Origin of the sequence: Streptomyces sp. NBC_01515 (genome assembly GCF_045040345.1) — a bacterium.
In the GTDB taxonomy this organism is placed as follows: Bacteria; Actinomycetota; Actinomycetes; order Streptomycetales; family Streptomycetaceae; genus Streptomyces.
Genome location: NZ_CP109416.1, coordinates 5,148,924 through 5,163,679, shown reverse-complemented (window position 1 = coordinate 5,163,679; position 14,756 = coordinate 5,148,924). Strand labels below are relative to the sequence as shown.

The 14,756-nt window shown below is 69.9% G+C and carries 14 protein-coding genes; 8 read left to right on the top strand and 6 right to left on the bottom strand.

All coding sequences use genetic code 11. From position 1 onward, the window contains the following. Nucleotides 1-19: 19 nt before the first annotated feature. Nucleotides 20-994 carry an isopenicillin N synthase family dioxygenase gene (locus OG407_RS22925; RefSeq protein ID WP_405860729.1) on the bottom strand — a complete coding sequence of 325 codons (975 nt, stop codon included), beginning with the start codon at nt 992-994 and terminating at the stop codon, nt 20-22. After that, nucleotides 987-1,445, bottom strand: coding sequence for a nucleoside deaminase (locus OG407_RS22920; protein ID WP_405860727.1), 459 nt, complete (start codon nt 1,443-1,445; stop codon nt 987-989). The genes OG407_RS22925 and OG407_RS22920 overlap by 8 nt, the downstream gene beginning before the upstream one ends. Before the next feature lie 100 nt (nt 1,446-1,545). Between OG407_RS22920 and OG407_RS22915 the strand changes: the two genes are divergently transcribed. Continuing rightward, entirely contained in the window at nt 1,546-2,805 is a 1,260-nt protein-coding gene (locus tag OG407_RS22915; RefSeq protein ID WP_405860725.1) for a PucR family transcriptional regulator, read from the top strand. Nucleotides 2,806-2,808: 3 nt separating this feature from the next. Here OG407_RS22915 and OG407_RS22910 read toward each other — a convergent pair whose 3' ends face one another. Then, on the bottom strand, nt 2,809-3,744 hold the full coding sequence (locus tag OG407_RS22910; RefSeq protein WP_405860723.1) for a transglutaminase domain-containing protein: 936 nt from the start codon (nt 3,742-3,744) through the stop codon (nt 2,809-2,811). A 69-nt stretch (nt 3,745-3,813) separates the two neighbouring features. Further along, nucleotides 3,814-4,422: a TetR/AcrR family transcriptional regulator gene (locus OG407_RS22905; RefSeq protein WP_405860721.1), complete on the bottom strand. Its 609-nt coding sequence runs from the start codon at nt 4,420-4,422 to the stop codon at nt 3,814-3,816. Nucleotides 4,423-4,628: 206 nt separating this feature from the next. Here OG407_RS22905 and OG407_RS22900 point away from each other — a divergent pair, with 206 nt between their 5' ends. Next, nucleotides 4,629-5,369, top strand: coding sequence for a VOC family protein (locus OG407_RS22900; protein ID WP_405860719.1), 741 nt, complete (start codon nt 4,629-4,631; stop codon nt 5,367-5,369). A 519-nt stretch (nt 5,370-5,888) separates the two neighbouring features. Here OG407_RS22900 and OG407_RS22895 read toward each other — a convergent pair. After that, nucleotides 5,889-6,638 (bottom strand): phosphotransferase, encoded by a 750-nt coding sequence (locus tag OG407_RS22895; RefSeq protein ID WP_405860717.1) that lies wholly within the window; start codon nt 6,636-6,638, stop codon nt 5,889-5,891. A 298-nt stretch (nt 6,639-6,936) separates the two neighbouring features. Between OG407_RS22895 and OG407_RS22890 the strand changes: the two genes are divergently transcribed. The 4 genes from OG407_RS22890 to OG407_RS22875 all read left to right on the top strand — a co-directional run bounded on the left by OG407_RS22890 (nt 6,937) and on the right by OG407_RS22875 (nt 11,898). Continuing rightward, nucleotides 6,937-7,764 carry a helix-turn-helix transcriptional regulator gene (locus OG407_RS22890; protein WP_405860715.1) on the top strand — a complete coding sequence of 276 codons (828 nt, stop codon included), beginning with the start codon at nt 6,937-6,939 and terminating at the stop codon, nt 7,762-7,764. A gap of 196 nt (nt 7,765-7,960) precedes the next feature. Beyond that, nucleotides 7,961-8,653, top strand: coding sequence for an SDR family NAD(P)-dependent oxidoreductase (locus OG407_RS22885; RefSeq protein WP_405860713.1), 693 nt, complete (start codon nt 7,961-7,963; stop codon nt 8,651-8,653). A gap of 593 nt (nt 8,654-9,246) precedes the next feature. After that, nucleotides 9,247-10,596 carry a hypothetical protein gene (locus OG407_RS22880; RefSeq protein WP_405860711.1) on the top strand — a complete coding sequence of 450 codons (1,350 nt, stop codon included), beginning with the start codon at nt 9,247-9,249 and terminating at the stop codon, nt 10,594-10,596. A gap of 114 nt (nt 10,597-10,710) precedes the next feature. After that, entirely contained in the window at nt 10,711-11,898 is a 1,188-nt protein-coding gene (locus tag OG407_RS22875; RefSeq protein WP_405860709.1) for an acyltransferase family protein, read from the top strand. Here the strand turns inward: OG407_RS22875 and OG407_RS22870 are convergent. Beyond that, on the bottom strand, nt 11,796-12,968 hold the full coding sequence (locus OG407_RS22870; protein ID WP_405860707.1) for a thiolase C-terminal domain-containing protein: 1,173 nt from the start codon (nt 12,966-12,968) through the stop codon (nt 11,796-11,798). The genes OG407_RS22875 and OG407_RS22870 overlap by 103 nt on opposite strands. Before the next feature lie 75 nt (nt 12,969-13,043). On the opposite strand from OG407_RS22870, the gene OG407_RS22865 reads away from it, so the two are divergent. Then, nucleotides 13,044-14,234, top strand: coding sequence for an acyl-CoA dehydrogenase family protein (locus OG407_RS22865; RefSeq protein ID WP_405860705.1), 1,191 nt, complete (start codon nt 13,044-13,046; stop codon nt 14,232-14,234). Then, nucleotides 14,231-14,695 carry a nitroreductase/quinone reductase family protein gene (locus OG407_RS22860; RefSeq protein ID WP_405860703.1) on the top strand — a complete coding sequence of 155 codons (465 nt, stop codon included), beginning with the start codon at nt 14,231-14,233 and terminating at the stop codon, nt 14,693-14,695. The genes OG407_RS22865 and OG407_RS22860 overlap by 4 nt, the downstream gene beginning before the upstream one ends. Nucleotides 14,696-14,756: the final 61 nt, after the last annotated feature.

Here is a 14,756-nt window from a genome sequence, read left to right as displayed (position 1 = left end):
ACAGGAGAAGGCGGCGGTCTCAGTCGACGGTGATCGAGTCCAGCTTCTCCCGCAGATAGACATGCGAGTCGACGGCCTCGTACGCCACCCGCCCGACCGGCGCGGGCACGGACTCCACGAGCGTGCCCGGGGTGCACTCGCCGAAGTAGACGAGCGACATCAGCTCCTCGGCGGGGGCGTCGGCGGGCGGCGGCAGCACGCGGTGCCGTCCGGACCGCCACCGGTCGCCGGTCCAACGGGCCATCAGATCACCGATGTTGATGGTGAACGCCTCCGCATCGAACGGGGCGTCCTCCCACCCGCCCTCGTCGGTGAAGACCTGCAGTCCCCCCTTCCCGGCCTGCCGGTCGAGGATCGTCACGGTCCCGAAGTCGGTGTGCGGCCCGATCCGGAACTGCCCCGGCTCCGGTTCCCCGACGACCTCCACCCCCGGGTACCAGTTGATGTTGAACCCGTACGTCGGATGGTCCATGTGCTGGGAGAAGAAGTCGGGTTCGAGCCCGAGCGCGACCCCGAGCAGCGACAGCAACTGCTTCTCCAACTCGCCCATCCGGTCGAGGTACTCCTCGCAGAGCGCTCGCAGCTCGGGCACCTCGTCCGGCCACACATTGGGCGCGTACCACTCGGCGTTGATCTCCGGGTCCTCGAAGGGCCGGTGCGTGGCGAAGGTCAGCGACTCCTTCAGGTCGGGCGGGGTCTCGGTCCCCTCCGAGTACCCGTTGGCCTCGGCACCGGGCCCGAGCCAGCCGCGCCCGCCGACCTTGGCGGAGTAGGCCTCTTTCACCTCGACGGGGAGGGCGAAGAAGGCGCGGGAGGCCTCCCGGATCCGGGACCGGAGACCCGGGTCGACCCCGTGCCCGGTGACGAGCAGGAACCCGGCGGTCTGGAGGGCGTCGTCGACGGTACGGGCGATGTCCTTGCGCGTCTGCTCGTCCCCCGAGATCCAGGGCTTCAGGTCGATGGTGGGGATGCGGGGGGTGCGGGGCTCAGTCACCGATGTCCTCGTTCCAGAGTGCCGGGTTGTTCTTGATGAAGTCGCGCATCAGCGAGGTGCACTCGGGGTCGTCGAGGAGGACGATCTCCACACCGTGCTCGGCGAGCCAGTCGTGCCCGCCGTGAAAGGTGACGGCCTCACCGACGACGACCCGCGAGATCCCGAACTGCCGCACCAGCCCGGAGCAGTACCAGCAGGGCGAGAGGGTCGTGACCATGGTCGTCCCCCGGTACGACCGCTGCCGTCCCGCCGCCCGGAACGCGGCCGTCTCCGCGTGCATCGAGGGGTCGTCGTCCTGGACGCGCCGGTTGTGGCCGCGACCCAGCAGGGTGCCGTCGGCGCCGTAGAGCGCGGCGCCGATCGGGATGCCGCCCTCGCCGAGCCCGGCGCGGGCCTCCGCGACGGCGGTGGCGAGCCAGGCGTTCGCCTGTGCCTGATCCAAAGGCTTCATGTCTTCACTCTCCAGTGGGCGAAACACGAGGGCAACGTGCGGAAAGTACTCTCCCCGCAACCCGTACCCGGACGAACTGTCAGCGCCCCTGGAGGTGCCCGTGCCCGCACTCACCCTCCGTGAGGTCCTGGCCCTCGACCCGGTCCGTGCCACCGAGCCCGAACTCCTGGCCGGCGAGGCCGCGCTCGACCGCCCCGTGCGCTGGGTGCACTCCAGCGAGGTCTACGAGGGCGCGAACTTCCTCGACGGCGGCGAACTCCTCCTCACCAACGGCTTCGGCCTCACCGACACGGACGCCGAGATCCGCCGCCGCTACGTCCGCGAACTGGCGGCCCGGGGTGCCGCCGGCCTGGCGGTGGAGATCGGCCGCTCCCTGCCCACGATGCCGGAGGAGGTCACGGACGAGGCCCGCCGCCTGGGCCTTCCCCTGCTCGCCCTCCACCGGGTCGTGCCCTTCGTACGGATCACCGAGGCGGCCAACCGGGCGATCGTCGCCCGCGGCCTGTCGGGCCGTTCCGTCGTACGACCGTGGGGCGACGACCACACGGCAGCGCTCTTGGCGGATCTCGCCGACCGGGCCGCGCTGAACCAGCCGGAGGTCGAGGCGAGGTCCGCCCTGGCCGGCTTCCACCCCGGCCCCGGCGCCCGCCTGATCGGGGTCTCCGTGCACGGCGCGCGCGAGGTGACGGCGGTGGACCGGGCGGTACGGCTGCTGGGCGGCGCGAGCGTGCTGCGGGCGGCGTTCCCGGGGGACGTCCTGGCCCTGCTCGCGCTTCCGGGGTCCGTCTCGGGCGACCCCATCCGGGCGGTCCAGGAGGCCTTCCGTACGGCTGCCGAACCCGGCCTTACGGTCGCGGTAGGGCACACGGTCGAGGTCGGCAGCGGCTGGCTGCGCTGGAGCGACACGTTGCGGGCGGCGCGTACGACCCTGGAGCTGGCGTTGACGGTCCCGGCGGCCGAACCCGCCCTCCCCGAGGGCCCGTTGGTGACCTCGGCGCGAGCTCTGGCCCTGGAACGTGAGCTGACCCGCGGCGGCATCGACGCGAACCGGGACCGCCTGGCGAGGCTGGTGCAGCACGCGCTGGGTCCGCTGCTGGCGTGGGAGGCGGCCCACCCGAGCGACCTGGTACGAACGCTGGAGGTACACCTGCGCCACGGCTGCTCCCCGACCCGCACGGCAGCCCTCCTGCACATCGGCCGCCAGTCCCTCTACCAACGCCTCGAACGCATCGAGTCGTTGCTCGGCCTGGAGATCGACGACCCGGATCTGCTGGGCGAGTTGCTGGCGGCGGTGTGCGCGCATCGGGTGGTGCGGGGGATGGGGGCGGCTCAGGTGCGGGGGCTGCGGACGGTGGCGTGAGATTCAGCTTTGGCGCAGGGTGACTTCGCTGGGGCCGTTGAAGGGGGCGTAGCAGGTCACGGTGGGCGGGGTGCGCAGGGTGTCGTCCTCGGTGAAGAGTTTCCGTACGGCGTCGACGGAGATCTCGCCGCTGACGGCGGGGGCGACACGGTCGTAGAACTCGCGCGAGGACTCCGGCAGCGGCTCCCCGGGCTTGCCCTCGTCCTCGCTCCACACATCCCACAACAGGGTCTCCACCTTGTTCAGGGCGGCGAGGTCGAGGCGGATGTTGCCTGCGACGAATCGTTCGCCCCAGAACGGGCCCTCCTCCGGCGGGTGCAGGCCGAAGGTCGTCGGGTCGGCGCCGCCCGTGCGGATGGCCTGCCAGGCCTCGCCCGCGACGAGGAAACGGTCGCGGGGTACGTCCATCGGGTCGAAGTCGACGTTCCAGTGGGCGGTGACGGTCGGGTCGGTGAGCTGGGAGTCGGCGAGGAGCCAGCCGCGGTCGTCGTGCCAGTACTCGGTGACGACGTGGTCGCCGTGGAAGAGCTTGGAGACGTCGGTGTCGGGCGGGTTGAAGTAGTCGGCGAAACCGGAACGGATGCGGGCCGGGACGCCCAGCTGCCGCAGGAACGAGCAGTGCAGGAGTGAGAAGTCCCGGCACACTCCGACGAACCGGTCGCCGGGTTCGCGTCGCACGGTGAGCGGGGCGGGGTCGCGGTCGACGAGGATTCGCAGGATGTCGTCGATGTAGCGGGTCTCGGCGTCGTTGTGGAGGCGGTCGGTGGGGTGGGTGTGGTCGTAGAAGCCGCCTTCCAGGCGGTGGATGAGCAAGTCGCGGGTGATGCGGGCGAGTTGGGCCGGGTCGCGGGGGAGTCCGGCGTAGAGGTGGGCGAGGGCGCCGGGGTCGGAGTACGCGCTCTGGGCGGCGTGGAAGGCGAGGTCTGCGCTGAGGGGCATGTCGTCGACCGTGTCAAAATTCGCCCCGGATTGTCCAGAGCCACATCACCAACTGCTCCACTGGTTACGTCACTTCGGGTTCGCGGCGACCGAGCGCCAGATGCGGTCCGGGAGGACGCGGGCGGCCTCGTCGAGGTCGAGTTCGATGTCGTCGACGCCGGAGAGCCAGCGGCGGACGACGCCGATCAGTGGGCCCAGGACGAGGGATTCGAGCAGGGGGAGCGGCAGCTGGGCCAACTCGCCTGAATCCACGTGGGATTGGACCCAGGTGGCGAACACCGAGAGCCTGGCCTCCTGGGAGTCGCGGAGTTCTCTGGCCTGGATCATGTTCCGCTGGTCGGTTCTGGCGGAGTGCAACAGCAGCGCGGCGTCCCGGTGTTCGCGGACGAAGGCGAGATGCGTCCGGACGATCGCGCGGATGCCCGTGCGGGCGGTGCGGGTCGCCTGGAGCGCGGTGATCAACTCACCCAGCAGTCGGCTCAGCCAGCGCTCCGTCAGCGCGTCGAACAGGCCGTCCAGGCTGCCGAAGTGGTGGTACAGGCTGCCGAGGCTGACACCGCTGGACTTGGTCACGGCGTTGACGGTGAGGCCCTGTTCGCCCTGCTCCGCGAACAGGCGCAGCGCGGCGTCCAGGAGCAGGTCTGCGGTGACCTCGCCGCGGTGTTGCTTGGGGCTCATGCGGGACAGCGTATTGGGAACTCGGTTCTAGAGTGAATTTCTAGAGCAGGTTTCTGGAATCCCCTTCCGGTTTGGCTATCCGGCGGTCCAGACTTGGTGGTAGCCGGGCCCGCGTCCGTCCGTTTCGGGGGATACGGATGGCCGCGGGTCCGGCGGGTCCGGTGGGGCCGGTCGGCTGAGTGCGGGTGGTGCATAGGATCGGCGGCATGGCGCTGCGTCCCGTGCAGGTGAACATCAAGGCCGTTGACGGCTTGGCGGTTGGTCGGTTCTGGGCGGAGGCGCTCGGCTGGAGTGTCTTCAGCCCTGGCGTGACCACGTACGTCGGCCCGGGTGGCGGCCTCGTCTGGCCCGAACCGGTCGGGCTCGGCATCGACATCATCCCCGTCCCGGAATCCAAGACGCCGACGAAGAACCGTCTGCACCTCGATCTCGCGACCACCTCTACGGCCCACCAGGCGGAGTTGGTCGCGCGTCTACGGTCTCTCGGCGCGACGCCCGTCGACGTGGGCCAGGGCGACGTCCCGTGGACCGTGCTCGCCGATCCGGAGGGCAACGAGTTCTGCGTGCTGGAGCCTCGGGAGATCTACCGGGACGCCGGGCCGATCGCTGCGGTCGTCGTCGACTGTGTGGATCCGCGTGCCATGGCAGGGTTCTGGGGTGAGGCGATGGACTGGGCTGTGCTTGAAGTCTCCGACGATCAGGCGTCGTTGCGCTCCGCCGGGGGTGTCGGGCCGTATCTGGAGTTCCTCCGCACGCCTGGTGCGAAGGCCGTGCCGGATCGCGTCCATCTTGATCTGATGCCGTATCCCGGTGACGACAAGGCGGCGGAGGTGGGGCGGTTGAAGGGGCTTGGGGCGAGTGACCTCGATCTCGGTCAGGGCGATGTCTCGTGGACGTGCCTGACGGATCCGGAGGGGCACGAGTTCTGCGTTCTTGGTGTGTCCTGAGGCGGGGCCCTGTTGATGCCTGGCGAGTTGGTACGTGGACGTTGGGCCACTCGCTTCTCAGCCAGTGTCGTGCTTCCGCGGCCCGAGTAAAGGGCGCTCCGCTGCGCTACGCGTCGCCTTCGGCGATGGCCCTGCGGGCCACCCTTGACTAGGGCCGCGGCAGCCCGTTTCAGAAGCGAGCGAGCGGCCCGGAGGAACGGGTGGCCAAGGTGGGCAGGCCCCTACCTGTACTGCGTCGCGGGCCGGAGTAGAGGGGCGCGCTCGCGTCTCGCCAGCACGCCGGGCCGGCTCAGCGGCCAACCCCGGGTGGGTAGTTGCGGTTTCCAGAGAGGGCTGGGGCGAGGGGGGTGCGCGCTGCCGTTTCGCTGGCACGTCGCGTCGGCTCAGCGGCCAACCCTGGGTGGGGGTGGGTGGGTGGGTGCTGGAAGCTGGGGGTAAATCTAACCACCGTCGCGGGCTTTTGCTGGTTAGAAGAGGCCCCGGCTTTCAGAGGTGGCAGGGTCGGGGGGCCTCGCGGGCTCACATGTGGGATTTCAGTACGTCGACCTCGCAGCCTGGTGCGAAGGGGTCGAAGCCGTGCTCGGTTAGCCAGCGGATTGCCAGCAGGCTTCGTAGTGACCACCAGGCGTGGATTACGTCGAGGTCGATGTCGGTGCCGTAGCCGGTGATGACGTCGGTGAGGTGTTGCTCGTGTCCGAGGGTGAAGGTGGCCAGGTCGTGCAGGGCGTCGCCCTGGCCTGCCTCGGACCAGTCGATGATGCCGGTGACCTCGTCGTTGTCGTCGACGAAGATGTGGGCGATCTGTAGGTCGCCGTGGGTGAATGCCGGGGTCCACGGGCGGAGTGCGGCCTCGGCGACCTGGCGGTTGCGGGTGACCAGGTCGGCGGGCAGGACGTTGCTCGTCACCAGCCGCTCGCACTCGGCGTCGAGTTCCGCCGTCAGCGCGACGATGTTCCGGCCGGCCTGGCCGGGGCGGGGAGGGAGGGGTGCGTCGTGCAGCTTTCGGATGGCGGCGCCCGCCGCGGCCCATGCCGTCGGTGATCCGGTCGACGGGCCGCCTAGGCGGCCGAGTGTCGTTCCCGGGAGTGCGGCGATCGCGAGCACGTGCGGCTTGTGCCACAGGATCTTCGGGGTGGGGACCGGCGCCAGAGCCATCGCCTCTACCTCGGCGTCGATGCGCGCCTGATCGCCGTCCACCTTCAAGAACATGTCGCCGACGCGCAGGGTCGCGCGCTCGGAATGGGCGACGACGACCTCGACCTCATCCATGGGCGACCAGTATCCCGAGGGTGGTCGTCTGCGTCGCCGGGTTTTTAGCGTGCGGCTGCGTGCAGGTGGTTTTCGAGGGCCTCGCGGGTCTCCAGCGTTGGAAGGTGACGAACGTGGCTGGTTGACCCTGGAGTCCGGTTTGGCCCGAGCTTCCCGTGGCGCGGTTGTGCGGTCGTGCGCCGGCCGTTCACGACTCGACACTGAGTCCGGGGGAGTGTCGGCGGCAGCTACGGGACTTCCTGGTACAGCTACAGCGCGTACCACTCGGTGGGGCGGGGTGTGCGGGAGGATGGTGGGCATGGATCAACTCGGTGCCGCGTTGCGGACGTGGCGGGACCGGCTGGATCCCGGGATGGTGGGTTTCGCGCATGGCTCGCCCCGGCGGGTCCCCGGTCTGCGGCGCGCCGAGTTGGCGACGCTGGCCGGTATCTCGGTCGAGTACGTGGTCCGGCTGGAGCAGGGACGGGTGGCGACGCCCTCGGCGCAGGTCTGCTCGGCACTGGCTCGTGCCCTGCACCTGTCCGACGACGAGCACGCTCACCTTTTGCGGATGGCCGGTCACGCGGCGGATCCGGCGCGGGTTCCGCGCATGATCCCGGGGAGCCTGTACCGGATCGTCGACCAGCTCGCCGGCAACCCGTTGGCGATCTACGACGCCACCTGGCAGTTGCTGCACTGGAATCCGCTGTTCGCGGCCACGTTCGGCGATCCCACGGTCCACGGTGTCGGGGACCGCAACGTCCTGGTCTGGCAGTTCCTGGGCGAGCTGCCCCGGGTCCGGCAGACGGCGGCCGAGCGGGCGACGTTCGAGGAGTCCCTCGTCGCCGACCTGCGCGCGACGACGAGCCGGTACCCCGACGATCCCGACCTCGCGGCGCTGGTGTCGAGGCTGAACCCCAGCCCACGGTTCCGCGAGTTGTGGAGCCGCCGCGCGGTGGGCGGTCACCAGAGCGCGCACAAACTCGTCCAGCACCCGGATGCCGGAGACATCGCCCTGAACTCCGACATCCTCACCACCCAGGACACGAACCTCCGCCTCGTGGTGTACACGCCGCAGCCAGGCACCGACGCCCGCAGCAAACTCGAACTCCTCGCGGCCATCGGGGTCCAGAGCCTGCGGCCATAGGGGTCCAGAGGATGTCTCCGCAGGGATGAGGGCCCGCGCACCCAGCAGCCACCTCCGGCGGACCGACCGGGCCGCCGGGTGGTACGCGCCGTACCAGGAAGTCCCGTAGCTCCCGCCGACGCTCCCCAGGGCTCAGTGTCGAGTCGTGAACGGCCGGCGCACGACCGTGCTGTTCGGACCAGAAGGAGCAGCAGGCATGACCACCACCTTCATCACCGGGGCCAACAAGTCCCTCGGTCTCGAAACCGCCCGTCGCCTCGTCGAGGCCGGGCACACCGTCCTCCTCGGCGCCCGCGACCGTGAGCGCGGTCAGGCAGCGGCCACCTCGCTCGGCGCCCGGTTCGTCCAGATCGACGTGACCGACGACGCCTCGGTCCAGGCAGCGGCCGCGGATGTCGCCGCGCACGAGGGAACGATCGACGTCCTGGTCAACAACGCCGGCGTCCTGGGCAGGGTCGGCCCCGTCGACGACTACACCGCGGCCGACATGACCGCCGTACTCGACGTGAACGTCGTCGGCATCGTGCGCGTCACACACGCCTTCCTCCCGCTGCTGTGCACATCGCCGAACCCCGTCATCGTCAACGTGTCCAGCGGGATGGGTTCCTTCAGCCTGACCCAGAACCCGGCGCGGATCGAGTCGCAGTACGCCCTGCCCCTCTACTCCGCCTCGAAGGCCGCGGTCACGATGCTCACGACCCAGTACGCCAAGGAACTGAAGGGCATAAAGGTCAACGCCGCAGACCCCGGCCAGACCGCAACCGACTTCACCGGCGGCCTCGGCCATAGCGTCACCGATGGCGCAGAGCCCATCGTCACCCTCGCAACGATCGGCCCCGACGGCCCGACGGGCCACGTCATCGACCGCACCGGAAACCTCCCGTGGTGACCCTGCCCCCTCTAGAGGTCTCCAGAGGTCGCTAGAGGTCTCCAGAGGCTGGGTTCATTTCTAACCGTTCAATGGTTGTGATGATGGTTAGATTTACCCCCGGCTTCTAGCAGCTACCCACTCGGGTCCGCCCATGCCGGGTCCCTTCTAACCAGTAACAGCCCGCGACGGTGGTTAGATTTACCCCCAGCCTCCAGCAACTACCTGCCGGGGGTTGGCCGCTGAGCCGAGGCGGCGTGCTGGCGAGACGCGAACGCGCCCCCTCCACGCCGGACCGCGACCCAGTACAGATAGGGGCCTGCCTACCTTGGCCACCCATCCTTCCGGGCCGCTCGCTCGCTTCTGAAACGGGCTGGAGCGGACCGAGTCAAGGGTGGAGCGCAGCGGAATCGGCGTAGCCGACGCGACCGCAGGGAGCGCCCTTTACTCGGGCCGTGGAAGCACGACACTGACTGAGAAGCGAGTGGCCCAACGTCCACTGGTGAGGGGCTCGTGGGTACCGGAGTGGGCCGCGATCTCGTCCTCGTCGAGTCGTAGGCAGGGGGTACGTTGATCTCCAAGTTCGTTGAGGAGAGGGCGGGGAGACTGTGAACGTGCGCCGCCGGTTGAAGTGCGCGGCCGGCGCCGGGGCAGCCGTCACCTTCCTGCTCGCGGCGCTCACATCCTGCGGCGGCGCGGCAACCGACAAGGCGCCCTCGATCACCGCGCCCGAGGTGTTCTACCTCCGCCCGGTCGGCGACAAGTCCGGTCCTCATGACAAGGAGCCGTTCCACTTTTCCGTCGATGACGGCAAGGTGCACGCCGGTGGCAAGGGGTCCGCCGATCGCACCCTCACCGTGGACGTGTTGCCCGGTGCGAAGAACGCGGTCGTGCTGCGCAAGGGCGGGAACTGTACGGGCAGCCCCACACATATGACGTGCGCGGTGGGTTCCGCGTACGACAGCAGGTCGGACGGAGGGGTGTCCCTGGTTGCGGCGAAGGGCAGCAAGCCGGGGGACGCGGGGGAAGTCCGATACACGTACACGGACCGGAGCGGCAAGAAGGTCACCGCGCGGACGAAAGCCGTCGTAGGCGAGCCGGTCGTCGAGGTACTGGCCACGAAGGCGATCAGCGGGGTTCGTCCGGGGGTCGTGCTGAGCGAGCCGATCGTGGTGCGGAACACCGGCGAGGTGCCGGTCAGGGGATTGGTGCTCGAAGTCGGTCTCGAACAGCTGGAGTTCGAGGCGCGGTACGCCAACTGCCGTTATCCGAGCTTCTACAAGGGCCACATCACGGTCTGCGAGTTCCCGGACCTCCGCATCGCGCCCGGACAGACCGTGACCGTCCGGCCCGCGCTCCGGCTCCGTACGCCCAAGGCGCGGATGTACGCCTCCTTCAACAGCGAGGCCCGGGCGCTGGACATGGGACCGGAATACGGGGGTGTCATAGCCGGTGGGGACCACGGTGACGGTCCGGCCCTTCGTCCCGAAGTCACCGCCGCCGAGAAGGGCACCTACGCCAAGGGCGGCGGCTGGACGAACGTGGTGCTCGACACCCACGCCGACTACTCCGTCTCCGACGTGAACCTGTACGGCGCCCCCGGCACCAAACGCACCTTCAAGCTCACCGTCCGCAACAACGGCCCCGCCGACGCCGGCGCCACGGAACAGCTCGTGTTCGGCCCGCCGCTCGGCACGACCATGGTGAAGCAGCCCATGCGCGAGTACGACGACGGCGCCTACGAGCCCTACTGCGAGCGCGGCGCCTACGCCTACACCTGCGACATCAACGCCCTGAAGCCCGGCAGGACCCAGACCCTCACGTTCACGATGCTCCTCGGCGACGGGGGCGAAGGCACCCTGACCCTCCAGGACAAGGCTCCAGTCCGTGACTGGTACGTCGGCGATCGGGACCCGGACTCCGCCAACGACAAGGCCGTCGTCACCGTCCGGTCCGACCGGTAGCCGCTTGCCCTGCCCGTTGAACTGCTCGGCCGGGCGCCGCGTACCACTCGCTGAGGGCGGCGGCGTCGAAGGAAGGGCCGGACGATTTCAGTCTCAGTGGATGTGAGAGCGAGCGTGGCACCTGTGCGTCGGCAGGTGCTGGGGCTGGACGGCCTCCGCGGGCTGGCGGCGCTGTACGTGGTGCTGTTCCACTGCTGGCTGTACACCTTCCCGGGGTACCCCAACAGTTCGGCGCCCCGGGTGCTGGACGTGCTGATGTTCGGCCGCCTCGCCGTCGTCTTCTTCCTGGTGCTGTCCGGCTTCTCCCTCGCCATCTCCCCGGCGCGGCACGGCTGGCGGTCCGGCGGTGTCACCCAGTTCCTGCGCCGACGCGCCTGGCGCATCCTGCCGCCGTACTGGGCGGCGTTGGCCATCAGCCTCGTCGTTTCCCTGTTCGTGGTGCCTGCCTCGCACTACGGGCCCCCCGACGGCTCGTCGATTCTCGTCTACGGCCTTGTCCTTCAGGATGTGTTCTTCGCCCCGACCCCGAACGGGGCGTTCTGGTCGATCGGGGTGGAGGCCGAGTTGTATCTCCTCTTCCCCCTCGTCCTCCTTGTCCGGCGGCGGTTCGGCGCGGCGGCCGCCGTCGCGTGCGTGACGCTCCCGGTGATCGTCCGCGGGCTGCTGGCCACCGGTGCGAACCCGGTCGAGGGCGACAACTGGCTCGCCCCGCATCTCGCCCCCGTGTTCGTCGCGGGTGTGATGGGTGCGGGGGTCGTGGTCGCGTCCGAGCGGGTTCGGCGTTTGCCGTGGGGATGGTTCGCCGTCCTGGCCGCCCTGCCTGTCGGGGCAGTCGGCGTCGTCCAGGGTTCCGTCTGGACCGTGAACCACTACTTCTGGATCGATCTCGCCATCGCTCCCGCCATGACGATGCTGATCGCCGCCGTCGCCACCGGCCAACCCGCCTTTCTCGTACGGTTGTTGACCGCCCGGCCCCTTCAGGTTCTCGGCGATGCCTCCTACAGCCTCTACCTGATCCACCTGCCGATCGTCCTGGTCGTCATCCGCCGAGTGGCCCCGCATTTCGTCGCGCCCGGAATGCCCACGTTCTGCTTCACGCTTCTCCTGGGACTGCCCGTCTCGGTGCTGACGGCATGGCTGTTCTCCCGGATCTTCGAACTGCCCTTCAAGCGGAACCGGTCCTGGAAGTCCCTGATGGCTCAGTCCCGCCCCAGCACCACCGTCCCCGACGAGCAGAACCAGCCGCCCGTTCCGGAGGCGACTCCGAGTCGCGGCAAGTCGCCGTCCGCGCCCGTCACTTGACGGGCCCCGGCCTCCCCCCGCAACTGCCGCACCGCCTCCACCAGCAGGAACAGCCCCCGCATCCCGGGGTGTTGGGCCGACAGTCCGCCGCCATCCGTGTTCACGGGCAACTCCCCGCCGGTCACCCGCAGCCGCCCCTTCTCCACGAAGGCACCCCCCTCGCCCTTCGCGCAGAAACCCAGATCCTCCAGCGTCACCAATGTCATGTAGGTGAACGCGTCGTAGATCTCCGCGAAGTCGATCTCCGATGCCCCAACTCCCGCCCGTTCGAAGGCCAGCCGCCCGCTCACCGCCGCCGGTGACACCGTGAAGTCGGGCCACTCGGACATCGCCGCGTGCGAGACGTGCTCCCCGGTGCCGAGCACCCACACCGGTGCCGTACGGCAGTCCCGTACGTACTCCTCGGCTGCCAGCAGGATCGCCGCCCCGCCGTCGGACCGTATGCAACAGTGCAGTTTGGTGAAGGGGTCGGCGATCATCGGGCCGGAGAGGACGTCGTCCACGGTGATCGGGTCGCGGAACATCGCCTCGGGGTTCAGGGCGGCGTTCGCGCGGGCCTGTACCGCCACCTCCGCCAACTGCTCGATGGTCGTGCCGTATTCGAGCATGTGGCGGCGCGCGGCCATCGCGTACTTGGCGATCAGCGTGTGGCCGTAGGGGACCTCGAACTGGAGGGGGCCCCGCGCGCCGAAGGAGAGGTTGCCGGTGCGGCGGCCCGCCTTGATGTCGGCTCGGGCTGTCGAGCCGTAGACCAGTAGGACGGCGTTCGCGTGGCCCGCCGCTATCGCGTCCGCCGCGTGGGCCGCCATCACCTCCCACGTCGAACCGCCTACCGAGGTGGAGTCGACCCACGTCGGGCGCAGGCCCAGGTATTCGGCCACCTCCACCGGGGCCAGGGTGCCCAGGCCCGCCGACGCGAAGCCGTCCACCACCTCTCTGCCCAGGCCCGCGTCCGCCAGCGCGCGGCGGGCCGCCTGGGCGTGCAGGGCGTAGGGGGTCGTGTCGTCGACGCGTCCGCAGTCGGACAGGGCGACGCCCACCACGGCGACCTTGCGGCTCCCCGGTGTCATGAGGCGCTCCTCCCTCTGTGCATATCGTGCCCGGACTCCTAATATGACGGACCGTCAGATCTGGAGGGAAGTGCCATGGACGCCAGCTTCACCGCCGAGCAGGACGAGATCCGCCGTACCCTCCGCGAACTGCTCCAAAAACGGTGCGGTTCCCAGGAGTTGCGCACCGCCGTCGACACCCCCGCCGGACACGACCCCGCCCTGTGGACCGCCCTCGCCCGGCAACTGGGCCTGCCCGGACTCGCCCTCCCCGAGGCCTACGGCGGTGTCGGCTGCACGGCGACCGAACTCGCCCTCGCGGCAGAGGAGACGGGCCGTTTCCTGGCCCCCTCCCCGCTCCTCGCCACCGCCGTGCTCGCCGCACCCCTCGTCCTCGCCCTCGGCACCGAGGCCCAGCGCGCCCGCCTGCTGCCCCGCATCGCCGCCGGCTCCCTGACCGCCGCCCTCGCCGTACCCGGCACCGCCCTCACCACCGCCCTCACCCTCACCGGCCCCAACGGCGGCGAGTGGGCCGGGGGCGGGCGCGCGGGCGGGGTGCAGGCCCGGCAGGCCGGAGACTCCGGGTGGCGGTTGTACGGGCAGGTCGCGCAGGTTCTCGACGGGCACAGCGCGGAGTTGCTGCTCGTCGCCGCCCATGCGGGGGGCTTCGCCCGGTCGCGGACACTGCTGTTCCTGGTGGCGGGGGACGCGGACGGGCTCGTGCGCGTACGGCAGACCTCCCTCGACGCGACCCGGCCCCAGGCTCGGATCGAACTACGGGATGTCGAAGCCGAGTTGCTCGGTGACGACGACGGTCCGCACGTCCTACGGGAGCTTTCCGCCGCGGGCGACACCGTCGCCGCCGTCCTCGCCGCCGAAGCCGTCGGGGCCGCCGACCGGGCGTTGGAGCGGACCGTCCAATACGTCGGGCAGCGTGAGCAGTTCGGGCGGGCCATCGGGTCGTTCCAGGCGGTGAAGCACCGGTTGGCCGATGTGTACGTGCAGGTGCAGGCGGCCAAGTCGGCTGCCTACTACGCCGCTTGGGCGATCGGCCAGGAGGAGCGGGTCGGTGGGCTCGCGCTCGCCCAGGCGTTGGAGGCCCTCAGGATCGCTGCCGCCGAGGGGATTCAGCTGCACGGCGGGATCGGGTTCACCTGGGAGCACGACGCCCATCTCTACTTCAAGCGTGCCGCCGGTGACGAGCTGCTGTTCGGGCCGGTGCACCGGCTGCGGGCGTACGCCGCCGAGGGCGCGCACCTTTTCGAGAACCGCGAGGTGACGGTGTGATCGGTGTGCGTGCGGTGCAGAAGGTGTCGTCGACCCGGGCGTTCGCGCGGATCGCCCCGCATGTCATCCCCGCCATGGACCGGACCGTGCACCGGCTCACGCGCGGGAAGGTGCTGCTCAGCGCCCAGATGCTGCCGGGGGTGATCCTGACCTCCACCGGGGCGCGGAGCGGGCAGGCGCGGCGCAGTCCCCTCGCCTGTATGCCGGAGGAGGGCGGCTGGGTGCTCGTCGGGTCCAACTTCGGACGTGCCGGTCATCCCGCCTGGACGCACAATCTCATTGCCTGTCCCGACGCCGAGATCAGCTGGAAGGGGCAGGAAATCCCGGTCACCGCACGGCTGTTGGAGGGCGAGGAGCGGGCGGAGGTGTGGAAGACCGCGCTGGCGTTCTGGCCGCCGTACGCCACGTACCAGAAGCGGGTGGAGCGGGAGATCCGGCTGTTCCGGGTCGTGCGGCGGTGAACTCGTCGTAGACGCAGGGCAGGCGGTGGTCCACCGGAGTGAACCACCGCCCACGAGACAG